This window comes from Enterobacter cloacae complex sp. IR5403, assembly GCF_049238705.1.
GTDB lineage: Bacteria > Pseudomonadota > Gammaproteobacteria > Enterobacterales > Enterobacteriaceae > Enterobacter > Enterobacter hormaechei_C.
On sequence record NZ_JBMKHP010000011.1, the window covers coordinates 123,556 to 148,810 of the forward strand.

General features: G+C 56.2%; 22 protein-coding genes. 16 read left to right on the forward strand and 6 right to left on the reverse strand.

Going from position 1 to position 25,255, the window contains the following annotated elements:
* The first annotated feature begins 164 nt into the window (after positions 1-164).
* Positions 165-788: a helix-turn-helix domain-containing protein gene (locus ACOTW6_RS15825; protein WP_121479146.1), complete on the forward strand. Its 624-nt coding sequence runs from the start codon at positions 165-167 to the stop codon at positions 786-788.
* Between the two features lie 3 nt (positions 789-791).
* Here ACOTW6_RS15825 and ACOTW6_RS15830 read toward each other — a convergent pair whose 3' ends face one another.
* Together ACOTW6_RS15830 and ACOTW6_RS15835 are read right to left on the reverse strand one after the other, a co-directional pair.
* On the reverse strand, positions 792-1,424 hold the full coding sequence (locus ACOTW6_RS15830; RefSeq protein ID WP_121479145.1) for a hypothetical protein: 633 nt from the start codon (positions 1,422-1,424) through the stop codon (positions 792-794).
* Entirely contained in the window at positions 1,424-2,986 is a 1,563-nt protein-coding gene (locus tag ACOTW6_RS15835; RefSeq protein WP_213788846.1) for an ExeA family protein, read from the reverse strand. Before ACOTW6_RS15835 ends, ACOTW6_RS15830 begins: the two co-directional genes overlap by 1 nt.
* Positions 2,987-3,286: 300 nt before the next feature.
* Between ACOTW6_RS15835 and gspC the strand changes: the two genes are divergently transcribed.
* The 15 genes from gspC to ACOTW6_RS15910 all read left to right on the forward strand — a co-directional run bounded on the left by gspC (position 3,287) and on the right by ACOTW6_RS15910 (position 19,495).
* Positions 3,287-4,018 carry a type II secretion system protein GspC gene (gene gspC / locus ACOTW6_RS15840; protein WP_090279205.1) on the forward strand — a complete coding sequence of 244 codons (732 nt, stop codon included), beginning with the start codon at positions 3,287-3,289 and terminating at the stop codon, positions 4,016-4,018.
* Positions 4,019-4,031: 13 nt separating this feature from the next.
* Positions 4,032-5,948 carry a type II secretion system secretin GspD gene (gene gspD / locus ACOTW6_RS15845; RefSeq protein WP_063133102.1) on the forward strand — a complete coding sequence of 639 codons (1,917 nt, stop codon included), beginning with the start codon at positions 4,032-4,034 and terminating at the stop codon, positions 5,946-5,948.
* A gap of 14 nt (positions 5,949-5,962) precedes the next feature.
* Positions 5,963-7,441, forward strand: coding sequence for a type II secretion system ATPase GspE (gspE, locus tag ACOTW6_RS15850; protein WP_213788845.1), 1,479 nt, complete (start codon positions 5,963-5,965; stop codon positions 7,439-7,441).
* Positions 7,441-8,649 (forward strand): type II secretion system inner membrane protein GspF, encoded by a 1,209-nt coding sequence (gspF, locus tag ACOTW6_RS15855; protein ID WP_047051792.1) that lies wholly within the window; start codon positions 7,441-7,443, stop codon positions 8,647-8,649. The genes gspE and gspF overlap by 1 nt, the downstream gene beginning before the upstream one ends.
* 3 nt (positions 8,650-8,652) lie before the next feature.
* On the forward strand, positions 8,653-9,102 hold the full coding sequence (gene gspG / locus ACOTW6_RS15860) for a type II secretion system major pseudopilin GspG (RefSeq protein WP_047051793.1): 450 nt from the start codon (positions 8,653-8,655) through the stop codon (positions 9,100-9,102).
* Positions 9,102-9,587 carry a type II secretion system minor pseudopilin GspH gene (gspH, locus tag ACOTW6_RS15865; protein WP_047051794.1) on the forward strand — a complete coding sequence of 162 codons (486 nt, stop codon included), beginning with the start codon at positions 9,102-9,104 and terminating at the stop codon, positions 9,585-9,587. Before gspG ends, gspH begins: the two co-directional genes overlap by 1 nt.
* Positions 9,580-9,960, forward strand: coding sequence for a type II secretion system minor pseudopilin GspI (gene gspI, locus ACOTW6_RS15870; protein ID WP_193136095.1), 381 nt, complete (start codon positions 9,580-9,582; stop codon positions 9,958-9,960). The genes gspH and gspI overlap by 8 nt, the downstream gene beginning before the upstream one ends.
* Positions 9,957-10,604 carry a type II secretion system minor pseudopilin GspJ gene (gspJ, locus tag ACOTW6_RS15875; RefSeq protein ID WP_213788844.1) on the forward strand — a complete coding sequence of 216 codons (648 nt, stop codon included), beginning with the start codon at positions 9,957-9,959 and terminating at the stop codon, positions 10,602-10,604. The genes gspI and gspJ overlap by 4 nt, the downstream gene beginning before the upstream one ends.
* The gene (gene gspK, locus ACOTW6_RS15880) at positions 10,601-11,611 is read left to right on the forward strand and encodes a type II secretion system minor pseudopilin GspK (RefSeq protein WP_047718679.1); all 1,011 of its coding nucleotides are present in this window, start codon (positions 10,601-10,603) and stop codon (positions 11,609-11,611) included. The genes gspJ and gspK overlap by 4 nt, the downstream gene beginning before the upstream one ends.
* A gap of 15 nt (positions 11,612-11,626) precedes the next feature.
* Positions 11,627-12,760, forward strand: coding sequence for a type II secretion system protein GspL (gspL, locus tag ACOTW6_RS15885; protein ID WP_062932107.1), 1,134 nt, complete (start codon positions 11,627-11,629; stop codon positions 12,758-12,760).
* On the forward strand, positions 12,757-13,242 hold the full coding sequence (gene gspM, locus ACOTW6_RS15890) for a type II secretion system protein GspM (protein WP_047718677.1): 486 nt from the start codon (positions 12,757-12,759) through the stop codon (positions 13,240-13,242). The genes gspL and gspM overlap by 4 nt, the downstream gene beginning before the upstream one ends.
* A complete protein-coding gene (locus tag ACOTW6_RS15895; protein ID WP_062932106.1) occupies positions 13,239-14,036 on the forward strand; it encodes a prepilin peptidase in 798 nt (265 codons plus the stop codon). The genes gspM and ACOTW6_RS15895 overlap by 4 nt, the downstream gene beginning before the upstream one ends.
* Positions 14,037-14,289: 253 nt before the next feature.
* A complete protein-coding gene (locus tag ACOTW6_RS15900; protein WP_213788843.1) occupies positions 14,290-16,992 on the forward strand; it encodes a glycosyl hydrolase family 18 protein in 2,703 nt (900 codons plus the stop codon).
* Positions 16,993-17,093: 101 nt separating this feature from the next.
* Positions 17,094-17,534, forward strand: coding sequence for a type III secretion system invasion protein IagB (gene iagB, locus ACOTW6_RS15905; protein WP_047051800.1), 441 nt, complete (start codon positions 17,094-17,096; stop codon positions 17,532-17,534).
* Between the two features lie 134 nt (positions 17,535-17,668).
* Positions 17,669-19,495, forward strand: a complete 1,827-nt coding sequence (locus tag ACOTW6_RS15910) for a chitinase (RefSeq protein ID WP_213788842.1) — start codon at positions 17,669-17,671, stop codon at positions 19,493-19,495.
* A 146-nt stretch (positions 19,496-19,641) separates the two neighbouring features.
* Here ACOTW6_RS15910 and ACOTW6_RS15915 read toward each other — a convergent pair whose 3' ends face one another.
* From ACOTW6_RS15915 to poxB, 4 genes are all read right to left on the reverse strand, one after another.
* Positions 19,642-20,655 (reverse strand): NAD-dependent epimerase/dehydratase family protein, encoded by a 1,014-nt coding sequence (locus ACOTW6_RS15915; protein ID WP_017384852.1) that lies wholly within the window; start codon positions 20,653-20,655, stop codon positions 19,642-19,644.
* 92 nt (positions 20,656-20,747) lie between these two features.
* Positions 20,748-22,184: an SDR family oxidoreductase gene (locus ACOTW6_RS15920; protein ID WP_032647861.1), complete on the reverse strand. Its 1,437-nt coding sequence runs from the start codon at positions 22,182-22,184 to the stop codon at positions 20,748-20,750.
* A 10-nt stretch (positions 22,185-22,194) separates the two neighbouring features.
* A complete protein-coding gene (gene ltaE, locus ACOTW6_RS15925) occupies positions 22,195-23,196 on the reverse strand; it encodes a low-specificity L-threonine aldolase (RefSeq protein ID WP_121479142.1) in 1,002 nt (333 codons plus the stop codon).
* Positions 23,197-23,234: 38 nt separating this feature from the next.
* Positions 23,235-24,953, reverse strand: coding sequence for a ubiquinone-dependent pyruvate dehydrogenase (gene poxB / locus ACOTW6_RS15930; RefSeq protein ID WP_032653119.1), 1,719 nt, complete (start codon positions 24,951-24,953; stop codon positions 23,235-23,237).
* Between the last annotated feature and the right edge of the window lie 302 nt (positions 24,954-25,255).

Genomic DNA, 25,255 nt, shown 5'->3' on the forward strand with positions numbered 1-25,255 from the left:
ATTTAAGATGGACACATAGCGCGCTAAGTAATGTAGCGAATTAATTAAAAACTTTACTCTTTTATTTTTATTCTTGAAATTTTCATCAGGTAAAAATTTATGGTTCGGCGTAAACGCCGCGGCCATCTTATTTTAAAAAATCACATCTTGAATCGGGTATAACAATGTTAAGCATCTATGGAAAAAAATTACGTCCACAATATGAAATGGAAAGAATTATTTCTGCAACCGCAGGCGTTGAAGAAAAAACGTTAAAGAAATGGCAGAAAATTTCCACTTCTGATTCCGGGTACATTCATGTCATCGTCAGCGGCGAAGTTGAATTTCGACGTGAATCTGACGAACTGTGCATGTTCACCGTCACCGGGCAATGTCTTTTCGGTCTGTCGTCAATGTATTACAACGCCACCCATATGTACGGCCTTGTCCGGACGAATACGGTCGTTCGCTCGATCAAGAAAGAGGTCTTCGCTCAGCTGATGACCGAAAAAAATCTGTGGCCTGACCTGACTAAAGTCCTGTCCTGGTACATATGCCTGATGAGCAAACGTGATGATGTTCTGGTTGCCCGCAGTGCGTACTCTGTTGTCCGCGAATTTTTATATGAGATTAACGACCTGATTGTTCATCAGCAACGTGATATTAACGTTTATGATTACATTCAGGAATACACTAACCTCGCACGTAGCACCATTATCAAAATCCTCTCCGACCTGAAAAAAGGTCAATATATTGTGGTGGAAAAAGGACGACTGCTTAACCTCACCGCACTGCCTGAAAAATATTAATGCCTACTCCCGCCGTTCTCCTTTCTCACTCAAAGGAGAACGGTTATTTTCACTGTTCTTTACACCGGACTGAATATTATCCTGCGTTTCGTCAACTGGCGGCGCGGGTATTTTTCCTTGCGAATAATCTTGCTCCTGCTCTTTTAACGCCTGCTTAAATAATTCTGTTAATGATGACTCTTCACTGCCCGTGCTGGCGGGGGCGGTATCGTGCTCATGCGCCTCGGTTCCGGGTAAAGTATCCCGCGAGGTGTCGTGCGGCACCACGCCGTCGGGCGCCTGCTGCCAGTCGGCATCATCACTGTTGATCGGCAGATCCTGCATCGGTGGAACATCAACAGGCACTGGCGCAGCTTTAGGTTGTGGATGCGGGAACGGTTTACTCACGTACACGTAATGCATTTCCGAAAGCTGCGTTTCCGGTTTGGCAACGCTGGCGTTGACCGGTTCAGGCGCCGGGTGGCGCAGGTTCCAGTAGACGTGCATATACAGGCCGACAACCAGCATGGCGCAAAGCCCGACCAGCCATAACGCCGTTTTGCCGAATACGTTTTTCAGGCTGGGGAGGCGGTACGAAAACCAGACCGCTTCCCCGGTTGTATAGCTGCGCTGGGCCGCAAGACAGATGGTCGACATTAGGCTTTCTTCTCCTGCATTTTCGCGTCCGGGGTGGTGCGGGTGGCCTGAATCAGTACGCTCGGCGTGCTGTTGGTCACGCGCATCAGCTGCATCAGCGTATCTTCGCCGGGGATACCATCCACGTGCAGATGCATTTTTTGCTGGAACTCGCGGGTGCGTTTCATCATCTCTGCGGTCCAGATCCGGGCATGCGTTTCAGGCTGGTTCAGCGCCAGGCTTAATTGCTGATCCAGCCAGGCCATGTCTTTGCTGTCGCTGGCAGCGCCGATCGCGTCTTTACCTTCCGGTGTCAGGCGGTGCAGCTGGGTGAAGTTGCCGGTCGCGTGCCGGTTAAACCAGCTGCGGCTCACCTGCCAGGTCCGGTTATTCATTAACAGGTCAATGGACGTCTCTCCGACCCTGGCGACCACCGCATAGTTAAGATGGTCGCTGGTTTTCAGTTCACTGACCCACGGATACCCTTCCTGCGCCAGCGTCTCTGGCGACGCGTTCCCCTGTTTACACATCAGGTTCACTTTGGCGGCGTTCTGGCACAGCGCATCTTCAGCCGAGGCGTCATACCCCCACATGAGATAAAGCTGATGCATCGCATCCGGCTGATTAACCATTTCGTTGTCGATAACCGGCACTACGGTTGCCTCAGGTTTTGGCGTCTGCTGTTTCCAGCTGACGGGCACCGGCAGCTGGAACGGCAGGCGCGCGCCGATCGACGAGGAAAAATACCAGCCGCAGGCGGCAAACAGTACAGACGCGAATAGCCCCACGGTCGCCAGGCGCTTACCGTGTTTTTGGGCGGGCAGGATCTCTCCCGCCGCCAGACGTAAATGGCGTGGGCTGACCTGCGCCGCGCGTTCCGTCCAGGCGGCGAGCATTGACAGGTGTGCCAGTTCGTTCAGTTTGCTGATGTTGCCTTTGGTCAGCGTGTGCATTTTGCGCACGCGGGCAGGCGGCAACGGCGAATGTTCACAGCCGTGCTCTTTACACTGCCCCTGCACATAGCTCAGGTATTCGCGGCAGGTGAGGGGGCGCAGGACATGATGGGTGTGCGTATATTCGCGCAGTTCAGGTTGCTTTAGCAGGCGTTCCTGATCCGCCGTGCCCGTCAGCACCACGGCGAGCCGGAAGTTCAGCTCCTGGGCGCGCGTGAGCAGCGTTCCCAGGACTTCACGGCAGCTCTCCTTCATGGCTTCGGAATGGGCGATCGTCAGCACTCTGGATTTTGCTTTCCCCTCCTGCCACTGGCGCAGGACGGCATCCACCGCCTGCATGCGATCTTTAATCGCTTTCGTTCCCGGGTTGAGTTTGTACAGCAGGCTACTGGCACTCAGTTTGGGAAACGCGTTGATGGCAAGAACGGTAGGGTTGCTGGCTTTCAGCGCGTCGATGAAGTGGCTCAGAAGCGGAGCATCGTCGCAAAAAAGCCCGATAATTCCCGCCAGCTGGGTTTTCTCTTTCAGCAGGTTGAACACGTCCTGATGATAAGGCACCAGAAAATCACTGGATAAACGGGTGATTGCCCTGAATGGCGGATTTTTAAAATTAAAGTGGCTCTGATACATAACGACTGACCGTCTCTGATTAGGAATAGCAACAGCAGCAGAAAGTAAGGTAAAGCCCATGAGCGGTCAATTTGCAGACAGGGTAAAAATATCCAGCTGGCCGCGCCTAACATCTGGATTTTATACGGTCAATATTTTTCTGTATGAAAGTTGGTGGCGAAGTCAGTGGTCGTATTTGCAACAGCTTATTACTATTTTCCTCCATATTGGCGCAGTATGACGCTGCTTATTTTTGCTTTGCTATAGGCCGGATAAAAAATGAGGTTCTCATTTCTTTCACGGTGGATAACGCCTTGTATTATGTTTGTGCTGCTCATTTTTAGCGGCCAGCAAGGGTATCTCACCTTAAAAGATTATAAAAAAGTTACGAATAAGTTGGCTAAATCTGATCTACAGCCGCTGAAAAAAACGCGCGAAGAGAAACCCTTCACGCTTTTTACGGCTGCCGTCCGTCAGGAGAACTTACCGGATGCGGCAAAAACCCCGCTGGCAGCGGAGATAGAGGGCATTGTGCGCAGTGATGACGCCTGGCTCTCCTTCGCTGTTATCAAAACCCCAGGCGGTCAGCGAAGCTACCGTGAGGGTGAACCTCTCGCCGGATTTAACGACGCATTTATTCAGGAAATAAACAAAGATAATGTGGTGGTTAATTATGAAGGTGCTACGCAGGTACTGGCGTTAAATAAACCGGACTATTTTAAGGGTGGCGTGGATAGCGGCCCGGTTACAAAATCGACGAAAGATGCTGGCGCAGACAGTTTGCATCTTGATGATTATCTGGTGTTAAAACCCATCATTGAAAAAGGCCGACTGGAAGGCTACAGGATAAATCCAAGGAATGCCTCCGCCTTTTACAGTCAGTCAGGTCTGGAAAAAGGCGATGTGGCGATTCAGGTTAACTCTGTCGATATGACCGATGAAGCAAAAGCGAAAAGCATTATTGCCAACTGGTCGAAAATGAAAGAAGCGGAGGTCGTCGTACGGCGTCACGCTCACCTTGAAAATATTCGGGTTAATGTTCTAAACAATTAACAAGTGTGCAGACATGAAAAAATTTCCCTGGGCGTGCGTGGCGCTGACCGCATTGTCGTTATATTCCAGTTCGCTGCTTGCAGCTAACTTTAGCGCGAGTTTTAAAAATACTGATATTCGCGAGTTTATCGATACGGTAGGTCGCAATCTCAACAAAACCATTCTGGTCGACCCGTCCGTCCAGGGAACCGTCTCGGTCCGAACCTACAACGTGCTGACGGAAGATGAGTACTACCAGTTCTTTCTGAGCGTGCTGGATCTCTATGGCCTGTCGGTGATCCCGATGGACAACGGCATGGTCAAAGTGGTGCGCTCAAGCGTGGCGCGTACCGCCGGTGCGCCGCTGGCTGACAGCAAGAACCCGGGCAAAGGTGACGAGATCATCACCCGCGTGGTGCGCATGGAAAACGTACCCGTTCGCGAACTGGCCCCGCTGCTGCGTCAGCTCAACGATGCCACCGGCATCGGGAACGTGGTGCACTTTGAGCCGTCCAACGTCCTGCTGTTAACCGGTAAAGCCTCGGTGGTGAACCGCCTGGTGGATCTGGTGCAGCGCGTCGATAAAGACGGCATTCAGCGCCGCGAAATCGTCCCGCTGCGCTTTGCCTCTGCCAAAGAGCTTTCGGAAATGTTGAATAACCTCAACAACGAAGAGCAGAAAGGACAGAACGCGCCGCAGCTGGCGACCAAGGTGGTGGCGGATGACGAAACCAACAGCCTGGTGATCAGCGGTTCGGAAGATGCGCGGGCGCGTACCCGTTCCCTTATCCATCAGCTGGATCGCGAGCAGAATAACGAGGGGAACACCCGCGTCTTCTACCTCAAATATGCCAGCGCCACCAAAGTGGTGCCGGTGCTGACCGGGATTGGCGAGCAGCTGAAAGACAAGCCGGGCGCGGCCAAAGCGAAAACCGCGAGCGCCTCAACCGACCTGAATATTACCGCCGACGAGTCAACCAACTCCCTGGTGATCACCGCGCAGCCTAACGTGATGAACTCCCTGGAGAAGGTGATCGACAAGCTGGATATTCGCCGTCCGCAGGTGCTGGTGGAAGCGATCATTGCCGAAGTGCAGGACGGCAACGGCCTGGATCTTGGGGTGCAGTGGACCAGCAAGCACGGCGGCGTGCAGTTTGGCTCAACCGGCCTGCCAATCAGCCAGATTAAAAATGGCACCATGAAGGGGGCGAGCTTCACTGGCCTGGCAACCGGCTTCTTCAACGGTGATTTCGGTGCGCTGATGACCGCGCTCTCTACCGACGGTAAAAACGACATCCTCTCCACGCCAAGCGTGGTCACGCTGGATAACAAAGAAGCGTCGTTCAACGTCGGTCAGGACGTGCCGGTGCTTTCCGGTTCGCAAACCACCAGCGGCGACAACGTGTTTAACTCCGTTGAGCGTAAAACCGTGGGGACCAAGCTGAAGATTGTGCCGCAAATCAACGATGGCGACATGATCCACCTGAAGATTGAGCAGGAAGTGTCCAGCGTTGACAACAGCGCGACGGAAGATTCCAGCCTCGGCCCAACCTTCAACACGCGCACGATCAATAACGAAGTGATGGTCCACAGTGGTCAGACGGTGGTGCTCGGCGGCCTGATGGAAAATGTGACCAAACAGTCGGTCTCCAAAGTGCCGCTGCTCGGCGATATCCCGCTGGTCGGTCAGCTGTTCCGCTACACCTCGCAGGATACCTCCAAACGCAACCTGATGGTGTTTATTCATACCACCGTCCTGCGTGACGACGACAACTACAGCGCAGCCTCGAAAGAAAAATATGACCAGATCCGGGTGCGCCAGATGCAGCGAGCGGAAGAGAAGAAGCTGGGCATTATTGAACCGACGGACAACGCAGTACTGCCAGCGTTCCCTGCCGCCAGCGCCGCACCCGCGAAAACCTCCGCGGCACGCAATCCGTTCAAAGAGTAAGGCGGAGGGATACCGTGGACGAACTGAGTAAAACCCTGTGTAGCAGTAACTACGCAAAAGATAACGGCGTTCTGCTTTACAACAATGACGTCTATATCCGTGAGGACACCCCGGCATTAGCACTGCTGGAGGTGCGCCGGGTGCTGGGACGCGCGTTCGTCCCGATCACCCTGGCGCCGGAAGCGTTTGACGAGATGCTGGCTAAAATCTGGCAGCAGAGCAGCGGCGTGTCGCAGCAGCTGGTGGACGATATGGACGCGGATATCGATCTGATGGCGTTAACCGAGGAGATCCCGGATAACGAAGATCTGCTCGATAACGACGAAAACTCGCCGGTGATCCGCCTGATCAACGCCATTCTCGGCGAGGCGGTGAAGGACGGCGCGTCGGATATTCATATCGAAACCTTCGAGCGCACCCTGAGCATTCGCTTTCGCGTTGACGGCGTGCTGCGCCCGGTGCTGCAACCGGCGCGTAAGCTCGCCCCGCTGCTGGTGTCGCGTATCAAGGTCATGTCGAAACTCGACATCGCCGAAAAACGTCTGCCGCAGGATGGCCGTATCTCTCTGCGCATCGGTCGCAAGGCTATCGACGTGCGTGTGTCGACCATTCCGTCCCAGTACGGCGAGCGCGTGGTGATGCGCCTGCTCGATAAAAGCAATCTCAAGCCCGACATCAACAAGCTGGGGCTGATTGATGAAGAGCTGGAGAAGCTGAAAGGGCTGATCGACCGCCCGCACGGGATCATCCTCGTTACCGGCCCGACGGGTTCCGGTAAAAGTACCACGCTGTACGCCATACTCTCGGCGCTGAACGGCCACGAACGCAACATTCTGACCGTGGAAGATCCGATTGAGTACGAGCTGGAAGGGGTGGGGCAGACGCAGGTTAACCCGCGCGTGGACATGACCTTTGCCCGCGGGCTGCGCGCCATTCTGCGTCAGGACCCGGACGTGGTGATGATCGGGGAAATTCGCGACGGTGAGACCGCCCAGATCGCGGTGCAGGCGTCGCTGACCGGTCACCTGGTGATGTCGACGCTGCACACCAACAGTGCCGCAGGGGCGATAACCCGTCTGCGGGATATGGGGCTGGAGTCGTTTTTAATCGGTTCATCGCTACTCGGTGTCATTGCCCAGCGTCTGGTGCGTCGGTTGTGTACGCACTGCCGCACCACCAGTCCGCTGGACGCCAATGAAAAAGCGCTGTTCAGCTTTATGGACGCGCCGCCAGAAGCGATTTACCGCGCGGTGGGGTGCGAACACTGCCGTCAGAGCGGCTATCAGGGCCGCGCCGGTATCCATGAATTTCTGGTGGTGGACAGCGCCATGCGCCGCGCCATCCATGAAGATAAGGACGAAATGTCCCTCGAAACGCAGCTCTTTAAGCAGGCCTACAGCCTGCGTGAAAACGGGTTGCTGAAGGTGATTAGCGGCGTGACGTCTCTGGAAGAAGTCATGCGCGTCACCGCCGAGCGTGGGGGGGATGCGTAATGGCTTTCTACGCCTGGACAGCGACGGATGCCGCGGGGAAAACCCAGCGCGGGACGTTACAGGCCGAGGGGCAGAAGCAGGTTCGCCAGTGGCTTCGCGAGCAAAAGCTGATACCCGTCAGCATCACCGAAACCCGCGAGGCGGCGGCAGGCGGGAAAGCGAAAACCGGGGCGAAGCTCTCCACCCCGGTACTGTCGATGTTTACCCGTCAGCTTTCGACGCTGGTCAACGCCGCGCTGCCGCTGGAGAGCGCGCTGAAGGCGATCTCAAAGCAAACGGAAGACAAAAAGCTGGCGGCGATGGTGGTGGAGATCCGCGAGAAGGTGGTGGAAGGCCACACCCTGTTCGATGCCTTCAGCCAGTTTCCGCGCACCTTCGACAAGCTTTACTGCACGCTGGTGATGGCCGGGGAGAAGACCGGTCACCTGGGCGACGTGCTGGAAAAGCTGGCGGAGTACAACGAGCAGCGCCAGAAGATGAAAAGCAAGCTGACGCAGGCAATGGTCTACCCGATAACCCTCACCGTGGTCGCCATCGCCGTTATCAGCATCCTGCTGGTGGCGGTGGTGCCGCAGGTGATTGAGCAGTTCACCCACATGAAGCAGCAGCTGCCGATCACCACCCGGACGCTGATTGCGGTCAGTGATTTCCTGCAAGCCTGGGGCATTTATATTGTGGGCATTCTGGGCGGCGGCTTTATCGGCTTCAAAACCTGGCTGAGGAATGCCAAAAACCGTTTTCGCTGGCACAGCTGGCTGGTGAACGGCTCGCCGATTAAAAAGCTGGTCTGCGCCATCAACAGCGCCCGCTATATCCGTACCCTGAGCATTTTGCAGGCCAGTAGCGTGCCGCTGCTGGAGGGGATGTATATCGCGATGGACGGTATCGAAAACCTCTATGCCCGGCAGGTGCTGGAGCAGGCCGCCGACACCGTGCGCCAGGGGGCGTCGCTGTATGCGGCGCTGGAACAGGCGAAATTATTCCCGCCCACCATGCTGTATATGATTGCCTCCGGCGAAGAGAGCGGGGAATTAGGTAATTTAATGGATCGCGCGGCGGAAAATCAGGAATCGGCCTTACAACATCGAATTACATTAACGCTGTCGGTCTTTGAACCGGCGCTGGTGGTATCCATGGCGACGATTGTTTTATTCATCGTGCTGTCAATATTACAACCGCTTCTGCAACTTAATAATATGGTAGGTTAAATCATGGCTTTAAAACGTAAAAACCTGGCTCGCCAGGCGGGCTTTACATTGCTCGAATTAATGGTGGTCATTGTTATTCTCGGCGTACTGGCGAGTATGGTGGTGCCAAATTTAATGGGCAATAAAGAAAAAGCCGATACGCAAAAAGCAACCAGCGATATTGTCGCGCTCGAAGGCTCGCTGGATATGTACAAGCTGGATAACCACCGCTACCCGACCACAGAGCAGGGGTTACAGGCGCTGGTGACCAAACCAGAAATCGCGCCAATCCCGAACGGCTACCGCACGGACGGCTATATCCGTCGCCTGCCGCAGGACCCCTGGGGCAATGATTATATTCTGGTGAGCCCGGGTGAACACGGCGCGGTGGACGTCTTCTCAGCCGGTCCGGACGGCGAAGCCAATACCGCCGATGACATTACCAACTGGTCTCTGGATAAGAAAGAGAAATAATGAAAAATCAACGCGGCTTTACGTTGCTGGAAATTATTCTGGCGCTGGTGATATTTGCCAGTTGCGCCATGATGGTGGTCTCCACCATTCCTTCGCGCAGCGGCGCGGATATATTTGGCCAGCAATTAAAAGCCCTCGTTGATTATGGTTCAGACCGTGCGGTGATGGACGGAAATATTGTCGGGCTGGTGATCACCACCGATAAATATCAGCTGGTGACGATCGCCGATAAAAATGGCGAGCGTCACTGGGTGCCGTTATCCGCGGGCCGGATTACCACCAAAGGTGATTTTCCGGAAGAGATGCACGTGTCGCTCTCGCCGCAGCGCCTGGCCGCGACGGTGACGTCCGAGCCGCAGGTGATCTTTTTACCGGACGGTGAAATCAGCCGGTTTACGCTGACGCTGCAAAGTTACGACAAACAGCACCATTTCCGCGTGGTGTCGCAAGGTGCGGCGCCGGTATCGGTAGAAAACGATGGCTAACGGCAACAAAAAGCAAAAGGGGATGACGCTGCTGGAGGTGATGGTCGCCCTGGTGATTTTCTCCACCGCCGCGCTGGCGCTGATGAACTCGGTCTCCCTGAACGTGCGTTTTACTCATGGCCTGGCCGATACCTTGCAGGCCAGTTGGGTGGCGGAAAACCAGCTGGCGGAAGCACAGCTCACGAAAACCGACTTCCCGGATGCTGAGCAGCAGGGGACGGAAATCATGGGCGGGCGCAGCTGGAACTGGCGTAAGCAGCGGGTGAAAACCGCCGACAACGTCTGGGCGAATACAATACGCGTGTATGCGGAAGGCGATGAGAGCCAGCCGGTTATTTCCCTGCGCATCATTCCGCCGGGAGAGAGCAAGTGAAGAAAACGCGACGCCAGCGCGGATTTACCCTGCTGGAGATCATGATTGCGCTGACTATCTTCGCGGTGATCAGCACCCTGGCCTGGCAAATTCTGGACGGCGCGATGCGTACCAGCTCGGCGACGGATGCCAGCGCCGCAAAGCTCAACCAGCTTCAGCGTGCCTGGAGTCTGATGGAGCGTGATTTTTTCCAGCTTCAGGCGCGCGCCCCGCGTAATGAGCCGGAGCTGTTTCGTCAGGAGGGCGATGCCCTTGAACTGACCACCCTGAATGGCGTGAGCGGAACGGTCCAGCTGGAGCGCGTGCGCTGGCGGCTGGAAGAGGGGCGTTTGTATCGCGACGTCTGGCCGGTCATTGACGGCCCGGCGGACGTTAAGCCTGACGAAGTGCCGATTGTCAGCGGCGTAAAATCATTGCAGTGGCGGTTTTATCGTCAGGGCTGGCTGACAGCCTGGCACGACGCCGCCCATCTGCCGGACGGCGTGGAGATTACGTTGACGATGGAAAACGGGGATACCTGGCGCTGGGTGTTCACCACGCCGGGTGATATGCCGGAGGTGGCCGCTGCCGCGGCGCCAGAGAAAGCCGCCGACGCGCCTGCGCCGACCCCGGATGCAGCGCCTGCGCCGGAGACCAGACCATGAAGCGGATCCGTCAACAACAGGGCGTCGCCCTGCTGGTGGTGCTGATTTTGCTGGTGATGATGTCGGCGCTGGCCGCCAAAATCAGCCAGCAGTTCTGCCGTAATTTGCAGAAAACGCATTATCAGGTAAGCCAGCAGCAGCTGCGCTGGGCGATGCAGGCCCAGGAAAAAGTGGTGAAGGACCGGTTACAGACCGACGCCAGCGGCGAGAGCAAGCCGCTGGCCCTGGACGGCGACTGGCATCAGCCGCTGGAGACGCAGGGTGAAGATTATACGGTCGTGAGCCAGGTGGAAGATGCGCAGGACTGCTTTAACGTCAACAACCTGTTGACCGCCGACGTCGCACCCCAGGGGCAAAGCGCTCCCGCGGTGGCGGAAAAACCGCGTAAAGAGCGGATTGTTGAACAACTCCTGACGGAAAGCGGCCTCAGCCCGGGCACGGCGGAGGCGGTCTATTTCCAGCTGGTGGATTATCTCGATGGCGACAGCACCACGGCGAAAGAGGGGGCCGAAAGCGATGCGTGGGCTGGCGTCGTGCCCGCGCGGCAACCGGCAAATCAGATGATGCGCAGCATCGCGGAAATCAAACTGCTGCCGGCGTTCCCTGTTACGGCGTATCCGAAGGTGAGCAAGCTGTTATGCGCGCTGCCGGACGCTGCCAGCAAGATCGATGTCAACACCCTGCAACCGGAACAGGCCGCCGTGCTGGCGGCCATGTTCCCGGGAAAACTCACGCGGGATGACGCCGTTCGCCTGCTGGATGCGCGTCCGGAATCGGGCTGGGAAAATATGGAAGCGTTCAGCAAAGCGCTGGAGCAGGCCTTCCCGCAGTTAAAAGACGATCTCCCGCAGGTGGCGGATCAATTTTCTATAAACAGCCGGTACTTCCGCGTGAATTACACCGGCAATACCGATGAATTAACGCTTCGCGTGGTCAGCCAGCTTCAGGTGAATAACGAAGCCGGTGAGATCGTGACGTGGCAGCGTCGTTACCGAATGATTGAATAAGAAAAGTAGAACGTTATGAAACAGGTACTTTTTGTTCGTCCCGACAGCCGCGAGGGCGGGAAAATAATGTGGTGTGAGTCCGGCAGCGAGCGCGTCGAGGTGGTCGACAGCCTGGAGATGCTGGCCGAACACCCCCTGGCTACGCGCGTTTGTCTCCTGTTGCCCGCCAGCGACATGATTTTCCGCCATTTTACGCTGCCGAAAAAGGTGGCTTCTCAGGCGATGGCCTTCTCGTGGATGGCGGAAGAGACGCTGATTGGCGACGTGGACAACCTCCACTGGACGGTACTCCACAAAAAAGGCGCCGACGTCGACGCTGTGGCCATTGACGCCTACCGCCTGCGCGCGGCATTAACCCGCTGTCAGGAGGCCGGATTAAACGTGATTCAGGCCCTGCCTGATGCCTGGCTCTTGCCCGTGACGGCAGGGGGCAGCACGCTGGTCGCGCAGGATGATGGCTACTGGCTGCGTTTATCGCCCCATGTGGCGGGTGAAATGGAGGCAGCCCTGCTGCCGCTGTTAATGCAGAAAGCCGGGGTCGGGGAAGTGTGGTGCTACGGCGATGCGCCTGCGAAGGTGCACGTTGACGTGCAGCATGCCTGGCAGCATCCGCTGGCGCTGATCCAGCCGCAGTGGCAAACCTGCCGCGTTAACCTGCTTCACGGTGAATTCAGCCTTAAGGCCGGTCATGGGCGGGCGGCGAAAAGTATGAAAGCGGCGATGGTGGCGGCGGGCGTGCTGTCTGTTGGTCTGCTGCTGGGGCCACGCATTGCGATGGCCTGGATGCTGGTGCAGCAGGAAAATCGGGTGCAGGAGGAGATCGTCCAGGTTTATCAGCACCATTTCCCCAGCATGCGTCAGCAGACCAATTTCAAATATCACTTTGGTCAAAGCCTGAAAAAACAGAGCAAGGGATTCTTTCTTCAGCTTGATGAGCTGGAGAAAGCCCGGCAGGCAGTCCCTGCGATGGAGATCGATCTGCTGGAATACGATGCGCAGCAAAACACCCTGACGCTCAGCGTCAGCGCGCAAAACCAGCCCGCGTTGCAGGCGTTTGTTAACCAGACCCGTGAGAATTTTGATTTTACCTTACAGCCTGTTTCAACAACCGAACCGTATACCGCCATGATCGCAGGGAAACATAAATGAAAGAGCGAATCGCGCAGCTGAAAGCGCGCTATCAGAATTACAGCGCCCGGGAAAAAATTATTTTAAAAATATGTGCCGTTGCCATTGTGGGGGCAGCGGTGTATTACACAGGAGTGATCCCCTTGGATAATATGATTCAAAATAGTAAATCGACGCTTAAAAGACAAAAAGAGACGCTTAACTGGATGCGCAGTGAAATTGATAAAAATCATCTTCAGGTCCAGTTAGTCAAAACGGATAACCCGCGTACGGTGGTCGAGAACAGCGCCCATGAAATTAACCTTTCACTGACGGATGTGCGCCAGGAGGGGCAAACTTTATCGTTCGTGGTGAATCGGGTGAATGTGTATGAATTAAAAAGCTGGCTGCGCGAAATTAATCAGACCTCCGGCGTGAGACTGCAAAAAATAAACCTCACGCCGGTTGACCACCTCAGCGACGTGAAAGCGCAGGTGCAGCTCACCTGGTCAAAAAACGCATGAATACCTTCGCGCTGATACGGGACGCCTGCCCGGTAGGGTTCCCGATAATGAGTGCGATCCTGGGTGGCATTGTGGGCAGTTTTCTTGGCGTTGTCGCCGAGCGCGTACCGGGGATGGTGATGGATGAGGAGGGGAATGGCAATCTGCTCTTTCCGGCCTCGCACTGTCCGGTGTGCCAGCACACGCTTGCGGCGTGGGAAAACATCCCGCTGCTCAGCTGGCTTTTATTACGGGGGCGCTGCCACCAGTGCGGCAGCGCGATCCCGCTGCGACTCTTTCTGGTCGAACTTGTCACCGCTTTGTTTTTTGGCATCACCGCCTGGTGCATGCCGGACGTTCAGGCGCTGTTCTCTTTGTGGTTACTGGCGGCTTTTTTACTGCCGCTGGCCATGATCGACTGGCAGCACCAGCTGCTTCCGGACTGCCTGACCCAGCCGCTGCTGTGGGCGGGGTTAGTGCTCCATGCGTTTGACCACACGTTGCCGCTACGCGATGCGCTGTTCGGCGCGGTGGCGGGCTATCTGTCGCTCTGGCTGCTCTACTGGGCTTTTCGACTGATCGCCGGACGAGAAGGTCTGGGTTACGGGGATTTTAAGCTACTGGCGGCGCTGGGGGCCTGGTGCGGCTGGCAGGCGTTGCCCTCCATTGAACTGGCGGCAGCGTTAAGCGGTATTGTCGGTTATTTCGCCGTAAATAATTTAAATAAAAATAACCTCACTATTTCTTTTGGTCCTTATCTCGCCTTTGCTGGAATAGGGGTGTTTATTAGTCAGCAAATTGCTTTCACATTTTAAATATACAGGTCAAGATTTTTTATAAATCTTTTTGATGGAGGAAGGAAAGGACGATCCTTTACGCTCAGTGTATCGTAAGAGATATAAGCTACACGGGATTTGGCTTGTATCTTTTAATGGAGGAATACAACGCAGCAACAATTTTTTGTTCACGGCACTCACGTTGGTTAAATACGCATTACGCGAAACGCATCCATGATCTCACGGAAGACATGGGTTACTACGTTATAAATAAATTTATCAGGAAATAAAAATGAAATTTATGAAGCCAAAATATCTGGCGCTCTTTATTGCGGCGGCAACCAGCTCCGCATTTGCAGCAGCGCCAGGTGCACCGACGATCGGCTATGGCAATGACAAATTTGCCCTGGTGGAAGTCGATCAGGCTGCTCAGGATTATAACAATCTTGTCAAAGTGCATAACGATGGCGTGGATGTAAAAGTTGAGTGGAACGTCTGGAGTGGTGATGCGCCAACTTCTGCGAAAGTTCTGCTGGACGGACAGACCGTATGGACCGGCGCAGCCGGTGCGACGGGCTCTGCAACGTTTAAAGTGAAAAAAGGCGGGCGTTATCAGGAACAGGTTGAAGTCTGTAACGCCAGCGGCTGTGCGAAAAGCGCCAGTAAGCTGATTATTGTGGCTGACACCGACGGTAGCCACCTGCTGCCGCTGAATACGTCTCTCCAGGAGAACAACAAAGCGTTCGCGAAGCATACCGATAAAGTGGTTGCGGCCTACTTCCCGGAATGGGGCGTTTACGACCGTAACTTCCCGGTTGATAAGATCCCTGCGGCAAACCTCAACCACATTCTGTACGGCTTCATTCCAATCTGTGGCGGTGACGGCATCAACGACGGCCTGAAAACCATTGAAGGCGGTAACAGCTTCCGCGTGCTTCAGAACGACTGTAAGGGCCGTCCTGACTTTACCGTGGCGATCCACGACCCATGGGCTGCGCTGCAAAAACCACAGGCTGGCGTCTCCAACTGGGATGACCCGTACAAAGGTAACTTTGGCCAGCTGATGGCGCTGAAAAAAGCGCATCCAGGCCTGAAAGTGTTGCCATCTATCGGCGGCTGGACGCTTTCCGATCCGTTCTTCCACATGGGCGACCCGGCTATCCGCGCACGCTTCGTCTCTTCTGTGAAAGATTTCCTCCAGACGTGGAAATTCTTTGACGGTGTGGATATCGACTGGGAATTCCCGGGCGGTGGCGGTGTAACCGAAACCATCGGCAACCCGCAGCAGGATAAAGCGACCTATACCGCACTGATGCACGACCTGCGCACCATGCTGAACGAGCTGTCTGCACAGACGGGCCGTACCTATGAACTGACCAGCGCCATCGGTGCAGGCCGCGATAAGATCGAAGACGTGGATTACACCACGGCTCAGCAGTATCTCGACCACATCTTCCTGATGAGCTACGACTTCTACGGCGGCTGGAGCAACACCGTTCTCGGCCACCAGGCTGCGCTGCGTGCGCCAGCATGGCGTCCTGACACCGATTACACCACTGAAAACGGCGTTAACGCGCTGCTTGCGCAGGGCGTACAGCCAGGCAAGATCGTGGTGGGTGCGGGCATGTATGGCCGCGGCTGGACCGGCGTGCATGGCTACACCGGTGACAATCCATTCACCGGTACGGCAACCGGCATGGTGAAAGGCACCTGGGAACCGGGCGTGGTTGACTATCGTCAGATCGTGAACGAATACAAAGGCAAACCAGGCTGGGAATACGGCTACGACACGACCGCTGAAGCCCCTTACGTCTTCAACAAATCCACCGGCGACCTGATCTCGTACGAAGATGCGCGTTCAACCACGGCGAAAGGCAAGTATGTTCTGGCCAATAAACTGGGCGGTCTGTTCGCGTGGTCTATCGACTCTGATACCGGCGACATTCTGAATGCGATGAACGAAAGCCTGCTGGGCAGCGACTCGACTCCGGTTGATCCGGTGGTCACCAACCACGCGCCAATCGCGTCCTCTGCCGATCAGAACGTGTCTGGCCCGGCAACCGTCACGCTCGATGGCTCTGCTTCCAGCGATCCTGATGGCGATGCGATTACCTACAAATGGACTCAGGTCTCTGGTCCGTCTGTCACCATCAACAACAGCACCAAAGCGAAAGCGACCTTCAACGTTGCGGCAGCGACCACCGACCAGACCATGACGTTCCGCCTGACGGTGACCGATGCAAAAGGCCTGAGCAACGCGATTGATGTACAGGTGGTGAACAAGGCGCCGAAAGCTAACCAGGCACCGGTTTTAAACCCAATGGAAGCGATCACGCTTGAATCTGGTGAAACCTATGCGCTGCATGCCCAGGCTGCGGACCCAGACGGTGATGCGCTGACCTACGCCTGGAGCGTACCAGCAGATATGCACGCCACCGGAACTGACTCCGCGAACGTGAATATCACGGCACCGGAAGTGAGCTCGACGTCTACCTACACCCTGAGCGTGGTGGTGAGCGACGGTAAGACCAGCGTGCAGTCTAACGTCCAGGTTACCGTGAATCCGAAAGCGGCGCCTGCACCGGTACCTGCTGACGAAGACACTAACCCGGCGGATGACGTTACCCCTCCGGCTGATGATGTGACTCCTCCGTCTGACAAAGGAAGCTGCGATGCCCCTGTGGATGCTAACGCCAGCAAATACGCGGCGTGGGAATCCAGCAAAATCTACAACGGTGGCGATACCGTAAGCTTCGACCATCTGGTATGGAAAGCGAAGTACTGGACTCAGGGCAATCAGCCTGGCTTCGGTGTGGATGCATGGGAGCTGGTGAGCAACGTGAAGATGAACTGGCGTTCTGACCTGGTGTACAACGGCGGCGACACCACCACCTATGAAGGCAACGTTTACCGTGCGAAATGGTGGACCCGTGGTGATACCCCAGCCAACAGCGACGTATGGGTAAAAGAAGGCGCATCAACAGATTGCAAATAATCTAGCCCATTAATGACTCCCCCTTCAGAGGGGGAGTCATTCAAAATTCATTTTACAGGATGTTGGTAAGGAGAAATAACCGAAACTGTCAGCAGGTAAAAATGAAAAAGTTGATTTTGTTGTTATTGATAATAAGCCAAAGCGCACTGGCAAATTGTTGGGATAAAGCGGCGCATTATTATCATGTCGATCCTTATTTACTGTACGCGATAGCGAATGTGGAATCCGGTATGAATCCGTATGCGGTTGGGCAAAACCGCGATGGCACGCGGGATGTCGGGCTGATGCAAATCAACAGTTCGCATTTTTCCGCGCTGGAAAGCAGAGGCATCGACGAATACCGATTAATCACGGAGCCGTGTACTTCGATCATGGTCGGGGCTTCTATCCTCTCCGGGATGATCAGGGTGTATGGCTATAACTGGGAAGCCGTTGGCGCATATAACGCCGGACTGAAAAAAGAAAATTATCCGCAGAGGATGAAATATGCCCATAAGGTCTGGGCCAAATATCAGCAACTGAAATTAGCAGCACGATATTAACGTTTTTTATTTTTGAAGAATTCCTGAAGGTGTTCTTCGAAAAGTGAAAACAGCTGAATGTGGTTTATGTATTAACGGAGTAATACCTAAGCCGGGATATTAACATTTAATTTGAAATAAACAGGAAAACTGAAATGAACAAAAGGACGTTACTGAGTGTACTCATTGCGGGAGCCTGCGTGGCGCCATTCATGGCCCAGGCTGCGAATCTGAAGGAGACCAGCAGTGAGCCGTACACCATCAAAGCCAGCGATCTGGCGAAGAAAGAGAAGGAACTGACGGACTTCCCGCTGATGGCTTCGGTGAAAGAGACCATCCAGACGCTGGATAACGCGCAGGTCGAACTGATTGAGCCAGGCCGGGCGGCAAACCCGGACAACGTTAAACGCGTTGAAGGGATTGTGAAAGCCAGCGACTGGGAATATCTCTTCCCGCTGCGCGCGCAGGCCTATACCTACAGCAACTTCCTGAAAGCCGTGGGTAAATTCCCGGCGCTGTGTAAGACCTACAATGACGGTCGTGACAGCGACGCCATCTGCCGCAAAGAGCTGGCCACCATGTTTGCCCACTTTGCCCAGGAAACTGGCGGCCACGAAAGCTGGCGTCCGGAAGCCGAATGGCGTCAGGCGCTGGTCCACGTACGTGAAATGGGCTGGAGCGAAGGGCAGAAGGGCGGTTATAACGGCGAATGTAACCCGGACGTCTGGCAGGGGCAGACCTGGCCTTGCGGTAAAGATAAAGACGGCGATTTCCTGAGCTACTTCGGTCGTGGGGCGAAACAGTTGTCCTACAACTACAACTACGGTCCATTCTCTGAAGCGATGTACGGCGACGTGCGTACGCTGCTCGACAAACCTGAGCTGGTGGCGGACACCTGGCTGAACCTGGCGAGTGCGATCTTCTTCTTCGCCTATCCGCAGCCGCCAAAACCAAGCATGTTGCAGGTGATCGACGGTACATGGCAGCCGAACGACCACGATAAAGCCAACGGTCTGGTTCCGGGCTTTGGCGTGACCACCCAGATCATCAACGGCGGCGTTGAGTGCGGCGGCCCGACTGAAATTGCGCAGTCTCAGAACCGTATCAAGTACTACAAAGAGTTTGCAAACTACCTGAAAGTGCCTGTTCCGGCGAACGAGGTGTTGGGTTGCGCCAACATGAAGCAGTTCGACGAAGGTGGCGCAGGCGCCCTGAAGATTTACTGGGAACAGGACTGGGGATGGAGCGCGGATACCCCGGATAGCAAAACCTACTCTTGCCAGCTGGTGGGCTACCAGACTCCGTTCAGCGCCTTTAAAGAAGGTGACTACAGCAAGTGCGTGCAGAAGTTCTTTAACGTGAAAATCGTTAACGATGATGGTTCTTCCGTTACCCCGGACGAAACCCCGGTAACGCCAACACCGACGCCATCTGGCGATGAAACGCCAGCGCCAACGCCAACACCTACGCCGGATGAAACCCCGGTCGAACCTGTTGTGGTGAACCACGCGCCGGTTGCGCAGATTGCCGGTCCGATCGGCGCAGTTGAAGCGGGTGCGCAGGTTTCTCTGAGCGCGGAAGGCTCTACCGATCCAGATGGCAACAAGCTGACCTATACCTGGCGTTCCCAGGATGGTCAGACTGTTTCCGGTCAGGACAAAGCGGTTGTGACCTTCACCGCGCCAGAGTCTGCGACGGCGCAGCAGTATGAAGTGAGCCTGACCGTCAGCGATGGCGAGCTGAGCAGCACCACGTCTTACCTGCTGAACGTGAAAGCGAAAGCGGCAACGCCATCCGGAGAAGACACGTCTTACCCGGCATGGAGCGCGAACAGCAAGTACAACGCCGGTGATATCGTGAACAACCACGGTAAACTGTTCCAGTGCAAACCGTTCCCGTACAGCGGCTGGTGTAACAACTCTCCAACGTACTATGAACCAGGCGCAGGTCTGGCATGGGCTGAAGCCTGGACGGCGTTATAAACAGCAAACGGCAACCCCCAGGGTTGCCGTTTTAGTGTCTGCACCCTCTCCCTGTGGGAGAGGGCCGGGGTGAGGGCATCAGTCCGCACTCTCTGTTTTTTGCCGGGTGGCGCTGCGCTTACCCGGCCTACATGAGGCTGGAACGCTTACCGGTGCAACTTCCCGTGATCCCGTAACCACGCCGCCGTACGCACTATCCCTTCATCCAGCGATACAATCGGTTTATACCCCAGTTCGTTCTCCGCCCGCGAAATATCCAGCGTAAAATCAAAGTTGAGCTTCGACACACCGTAATGCGTCAGCGCAGGCTCTTTCGCCGATTTACTGCCAAAGCGCTCCATGCTGCGGGCAATCATGTCCAGCATCGGGTAGGGAACGGAACGGATCCGGCAGTCGATCTTTAACTCGTCAATCAGCCTTTGCACAATGCTGCGCAGGGTACAGGGTTCGCCGTTGGTGATGTTGTACGCGCGGCCCGACACCAGCTTATCGCATTCCGGCTGGCTCGCCAGCCACATGGCGTGAACGGCATTTTCGTAATAGGTCATGTCCACCAGCGCATCGCCGCCGCGCGGTAACAGCACGCTGCCGTAGTGGTGCATCATCTGGGCCAGTCGCGGGATAAAGACTTTGTCGTGCGGCCCAAACAGGCTCTGCGGACGCAGCACGGTAAAGCGGGTGTGCGGGTTTGACTGGGCCAGCAGGTCGATCACCTCTTCGCCCGCCGCTTTACTGCGGGCAAACTCACAGGCGAAGCGCGCTGGGCGGAAATCTTCCTGAATATCACGATGGTGGTGATAGTCGAAATAGAGCGACGGGGAGGAGATATGAATAAAGTTACGCACGCCCCAGGCGACGGCCCATTCGCCCAGACGACGCGTGGCGCGCACGTTAGCGAGATCAAAGGCTTCCTGGGTACCCCACGGGGAGGTAAAACTGGAGCAGTGCCACAGCGTATCGATACCGGCGAGCATCACCTTGGCCTGAGAGGAGACCAGCTCCGTCAGATCGGCATGGACAAATTCAGCGCCCATTTTTTGCAGGAGCTTACCCATCGCCTCATTGCGACCGGTGGCCCTCACGCTGATGCCTTTGTTGCGCAGAAACTCGACCGCATTTCGGCCTAAGCCGCTGGTCGCCCCGGTAACCAGTACCTTCATATCAATCCACTGTGTTGAAAAGAATTTCGTGCGCATTCTTTCGTGAATTACGATGTGTTGCAATGGGAAAGGTGAAAGAAAAAGCGTTTTATTTAGTTACCTTCCTGCTTTTGTTCTGCCAGTTGCGCTATCCGTTTCGCCATTCCACGGAAGATAAACAGGTGTGCCGGGATCATCAGCAACCAGTAAAACAGACCCGGCATTCCGTGCGGATGCCACCATGCCCGAACGTCCAGTTCACGATGGTCGCCGTTGTCCTTCAGGGTGAAGCAGAGCCGCCCCAGCCCCGGCGCCTTCATGCCAAACAGCAGCGCCAGCTGTTTTTCCGGCTCAACGATAATCACCTTCCAGCTGTCGACGGTATCGCCCACCTTCAGCCAGGGATGGGCAGGGCGGCCTTTTGCCAGCCGGTGACCGACCAGCAGATCCAGCGCGCCGCGCGTTTGCCAGAGAATATTGCCGAAGAAATAGCGCTCTTTGCCGCCGATCTGATTCACCACTTCCCACAGCGCTGCCAGGCTGGCAGAGGTTTTTACCGTGCAGCCCGCCTGCTTCGGATAATAGCCGTACTCGGGCCGCCAGCGGGCAAACGCCTGCGCGTCGTAGCCCCAGTCGCTGGAGTTCACCAGCTTCTCTTCCTCTTTCAGCGTATTGCGCACCGCGTCGTCAAAGCGGATCAATTCCTGGGGAATTAAGGCGCGCAGCGCGCGATCGTCCGCCAGCAGATCGTGCTTCAGCCCCTGGATCAGCGCTTTGGCGGTCGTCGGCGGCACGGAGGTGATCACATTCAAAAACCACACCGATATCCAGCGGGTCGGGAAGGGGATGGGGATCAGCCAGCGGCGGCGGCCGCTCACCCGCATAAAATGTTCGAACTGCGCCTGATAGCTCAGCACTTCCGGGCCTGCCGCCTCCAGCACGCGATGCTGCTCCGCCGGGTGATCCAGCAATGCCACCAGATAGTGGAGTAAATTCTCCAGCGCAATGGGCGTGGTGCGCGAGCGTACCCAGCGCGGCGGCGTCAGCACCGGCAGGTTGTAGACCATATCGCGCATCACTTCGAACGCGGCGGAACCCGCGCCGACGATGATCCCCGCCCGCAGTTCGGTGACGGGGATATGGGCGCTTCGCAGCGTTTCCGCCGTCAGCTGTCGGGCGCGCAGATGGTCTGACTGCTCGTGCTCAGGCGCCTGGAGCGAGCTTAAAAAAATCACCTGCTTCACCGGCGTTTGCCGCAGCGCATCACGAACGTTCATCGCCACCTGACGCTCGTGGGCGATAAAATCGCCGCCTTCGCCCATGCTGTGGACAAGGTAGTAAAGCGTATCGACCCCTTCCAGCAGCGCAGGAAGCGCTTTCGGCCAGTTAAGGTCAACGTTGTGACACGTCACGCCAGGCAAATGTAGCTTTTGCAGGCGTTCCGTGTTGCGTGCCGCTGCCAGCACCTGGTGCCCCTGCTGGCTTAACGCAGTGGTCAGATGCTGACCGATATACCCGCTGGCGCCGAGCACCAGAATACGTTGCGGCACGGTATGCTCCTTAACGCTGTAAAAATGCCTGCCAGTGTTTCACCACCTCGGTCAACTGCTCGCGGTTAACGTCAAGGTGCATCACCAGCCGCACGACCGGGGAGGCGTTAATCAGCACGCCACGGGCTTTCATAAAGTCGCCCAGCGCGGCAGCATGCTCATCGCCGACGCGGATAAACAGCATGTTGGTGTCGTGACGCATGACATCAGCGCCGATTTCACGCAGCTGCGCTGCCATCCACGCCGCATTGTCGTGATCGTCTTTCAGGCGTGACACGTTATTTTTCAGGGCGTACAGTCCGGCAGCCGCCAGAATACCCGCCTGACGCATCCCGCCGCCGGTCATTTTGCGCCAGCGGTTGGCGCGCCTGATGTAGTCCGCGCTGCCAACCAGCAGGGAACCTACCGGCGTACCCAGCCCTTTAGAGAGGCAAATGGTGAACGAGTCGCAATATTGGGTGATCTCTTTTAGCTCGCAGCCATACTCCACCACGGCGTTGAAGATACGTGCGCCGTCAACGTGCAGGCCGAGCTTACGCTCGCGGGTAAAGTCCCATGCCGCTTTCAGGTATTCGCGCGGCAGGACTTTACCGTTATGGGTGTTTTCGAGGCTCAGCAGTTTAGTGCGGGCGAAGTGAATATCGTCGGCTTTGATTTTGGCCGCGACTTTGTCCAGCGGCAGCGTACCGTCCGGCGCGGCATCGATCGGCTGCGGCTGGATGCTGCCAAGCACCGCCGCACCGCCGGCTTCGTACAGGTAGTTATGCGCCCCCTGGCCGACGATATACTCTTCGCCGCGCTCGCAGTGGCTGAGCAGCGCCACCAGGTTAGCCTGCGTGCCGGTGGGCAGGAACAGGGCAGCCTCTTTACCGCTCAGCTCTGCCGCATAGCGCTGGAGTTCGTTGACCGTCGGGTCATCGCCGTAGACGTCGTCCCCGACCGGGGCGGCCATCATCTCTTCGAGCATGGCGCGGCCCGGACGGGTAACGGTATCACTACGTAAATCAATCATTTCACATCCCTTTAATTTAAGAGGTCTTGTGAAATGTTTTACCTGAGCCAGTTGGTTTTTGCCAGTTCGATCACTTCGTCACCGCGCCCGCTGATGATGGCGCGCAGCATGTAGAGGCTAAAACCTTTGGCCTGTTCCAGCTTGATCTGAGGCGGGATCGCCAGCTCTTCTTTGGCGACCACCACATCCACCAGCACCGGGCCGTCGATGGCGAAGGCGCGTTGCAGGGCGTCGTCCACCTCTGAGGCTTTCTCCACCCGAATACCGGTGATACCGCAGGCTTCGGCGATGCGGGCGAAGTTGGTGTCGTGCAGCTCGGTGCCGTCCGTGAGGTAGCCTCCGGCCTTCATCTCCATCGCCACGAAGCCCAGCACGCTGTTGTTAAAGACCACGATTTTCAGCGGAAGCTTCATCTGCGCCACCGACAGGAAATCCCCCATCAGCATGCTGAACCCGCCGTCGCCGCACATCGCCACCACCTGACGTTCCGGCGCCGTCGCCTTTGCGCCCAGCGCCTGCGGCATGGCGTTGGCCATTGAGCCATGGTTGAACGACCCAAGCAGGCGACGTTTGCCGTTCATTTTCAGATAGCGCGCGGCCCAGACGGTGGGCGTTCCTACGTCGCAGGTGAAGATGGCATCGTCGTCGGCGAAGTGGCTGATCTGCTGCGCCAGATACTGCGGGTGGATCGCTTTTTCGCTCGGTTTGGCGAGATCGTCCAGCCCCTTGCGCGCATCGCGATAGTCGCTCAGGGCTTTATCGAGGAATTTGCGGTCCGTTTTTTCTTCCAGCAGCGGCAGCAGGGCGGCGAGGGTGGATTTGATATCGCCGATAAGCGCCATATCCACCTTGCTGTGCGCGCCGATGCTGCCGGGATTAATGTCGATCTGGATAATTTTGGCATCCGTCGGGTAGAACGCGCGGTACGGGAACTGGGTGCCGAGCAGGATCAGCGTGTCGGCGTTCATCATGGTGTGGAAGCCGCTGGAAAAACCGATCAGCCCGGTCATGCCGACATCGTACGGGTTATCGTATTCAACGTGCTCTTTCCCGCGCAAGGCGTGCACAACTGGCGCCTTCAGCTTACCGGCAAATTCCACCAGCTCTTTATGCGCGCCGGCGCAGCCGCTGCCGCACATCAGGGCGATATTGCTGGAGTATCGCAGCAGCTGCGCCAGCTTTTTCAGCTCTTCATCGGCAGGGGTAATGGTTGGCTGGGGCGCAGAGTACCAGTGGGTGGTGGCGGTTTCAGGTGCGGCCTTCAGCGCCACGTCCCCCGGCAGCACAACCACCGAAACCCCGCGATTCAGGATCGCCTTACGCATGGCTATCGCCAGCACCTGTGGGATCTGCTCCGGCGATGAGACCAGCTCGCAATAGTGGCTGCATTCACGGAACAGCTCCTGCGGATGCGTCTCCTGAAAATAGCCGCTACCGATTTCAGATGACGGAATGTGAGCCGCAATCGCCAGCACCGGAACATGGTTGCGGTGACAGTCGAACAGACCGTTGATGAGGTGCAGGTTTCCCGGTCCGCAGGAACCTGCACAGACGGCGAGTTCACCCGTAAGCTGCGCTTCGGCACCGGCGGCAAAGGCGGCGACTTCTTCATGGCGGGTGGGCATCCACTCAATAGTTTTCATCTTGTTAAGGCTATCGCTGAGTCCGTTCAGAGAATCGCCAGTGACGCCCCAGATACGCTTTACGCCAGCCTGCTCAAGGGTTTTCGCTATGTATGCAGCCACGGTTTGTTTCATGGTTGTCCGTCTCCTTTATGTGATATCGCTTACAAGCTTAGAAGAAAGTCGCTGTATTGCCTGCTCAGTATTCCTTAAGTACAGGTGGTTTTTCTGCGCGACGCGCCTGGCAAGGTCTAAAAAATAACGGGCTGCCGTACAGGCAGTAGGCACAATGTAGGCCGGGTAAACGTAGTGCCACCCGGCAAAAAGCCCGGTGGCGCTGCGGTATGAACCGGAAACATGGGTAACACTTTAGACCGGATACATGGGTAACAGTTATAACTGGCATAGAAGAGGAGACTCGCTATGCCCTGGACTGA

Excerpts from the sequence above, each read along its gene's own strand:
- gspG (WP_047051793.1), top strand. The coding sequence starts at position 8,653 with ATGGCTTTAAAACGTAAAAACCTGGCTCGCCAGGCGGGCTTTACATTG.
- poxB (WP_032653119.1), bottom strand. The coding sequence starts at position 24,953 with ATGAAACAAACCGTGGCTGCATACATAGCGAAAACCCTTGAGCAGGCT.
- ACOTW6_RS15895 (WP_062932106.1), top strand. The coding sequence starts at position 13,239 with ATGAATACCTTCGCGCTGATACGGGACGCCTGCCCGGTAGGGTTCCCG.
- gspK (WP_047718679.1), top strand. The coding sequence starts at position 10,601 with ATGAAGCGGATCCGTCAACAACAGGGCGTCGCCCTGCTGGTGGTGCTG.
- gspC (WP_090279205.1), top strand. The coding sequence starts at position 3,287 with ATGTTTGTGCTGCTCATTTTTAGCGGCCAGCAAGGGTATCTCACCTTA.
- gspF (WP_047051792.1), top strand. The coding sequence starts at position 7,441 with ATGGCTTTCTACGCCTGGACAGCGACGGATGCCGCGGGGAAAACCCAG.
- ACOTW6_RS15900 (WP_213788843.1), top strand. The coding sequence starts at position 14,290 with ATGAAATTTATGAAGCCAAAATATCTGGCGCTCTTTATTGCGGCGGCA.
- gspD (WP_063133102.1), top strand. The coding sequence starts at position 4,032 with ATGAAAAAATTTCCCTGGGCGTGCGTGGCGCTGACCGCATTGTCGTTA.
- ACOTW6_RS15915 (WP_017384852.1), bottom strand. The coding sequence starts at position 20,655 with ATGAAGGTACTGGTTACCGGGGCGACCAGCGGCTTAGGCCGAAATGCG.
- gspL (WP_062932107.1), top strand. The coding sequence starts at position 11,627 with ATGAAACAGGTACTTTTTGTTCGTCCCGACAGCCGCGAGGGCGGGAAA.
- gspH (WP_047051794.1), top strand. The coding sequence starts at position 9,102 with ATGAAAAATCAACGCGGCTTTACGTTGCTGGAAATTATTCTGGCGCTG.
- ltaE (WP_121479142.1), bottom strand. The coding sequence starts at position 23,196 with ATGATTGATTTACGTAGTGATACCGTTACCCGTCCGGGCCGCGCCATG.
- ACOTW6_RS15835 (WP_213788846.1), bottom strand. The coding sequence starts at position 2,986 with ATGTATCAGAGCCACTTTAATTTTAAAAATCCGCCATTCAGGGCAATC.
- ACOTW6_RS15910 (WP_213788842.1), top strand. The coding sequence starts at position 17,669 with ATGAACAAAAGGACGTTACTGAGTGTACTCATTGCGGGAGCCTGCGTG.
- gspM (WP_047718677.1), top strand. The coding sequence starts at position 12,757 with ATGAAAGAGCGAATCGCGCAGCTGAAAGCGCGCTATCAGAATTACAGC.
- iagB (WP_047051800.1), top strand. The coding sequence starts at position 17,094 with ATGAAAAAGTTGATTTTGTTGTTATTGATAATAAGCCAAAGCGCACTG.
- ACOTW6_RS15825 (WP_121479146.1), top strand. The coding sequence starts at position 165 with ATGTTAAGCATCTATGGAAAAAAATTACGTCCACAATATGAAATGGAA.
- ACOTW6_RS15830 (WP_121479145.1), bottom strand. The coding sequence starts at position 1,424 with ATGTCGACCATCTGTCTTGCGGCCCAGCGCAGCTATACAACCGGGGAA.
- gspI (WP_193136095.1), top strand. The coding sequence starts at position 9,580 with ATGGCTAACGGCAACAAAAAGCAAAAGGGGATGACGCTGCTGGAGGTG.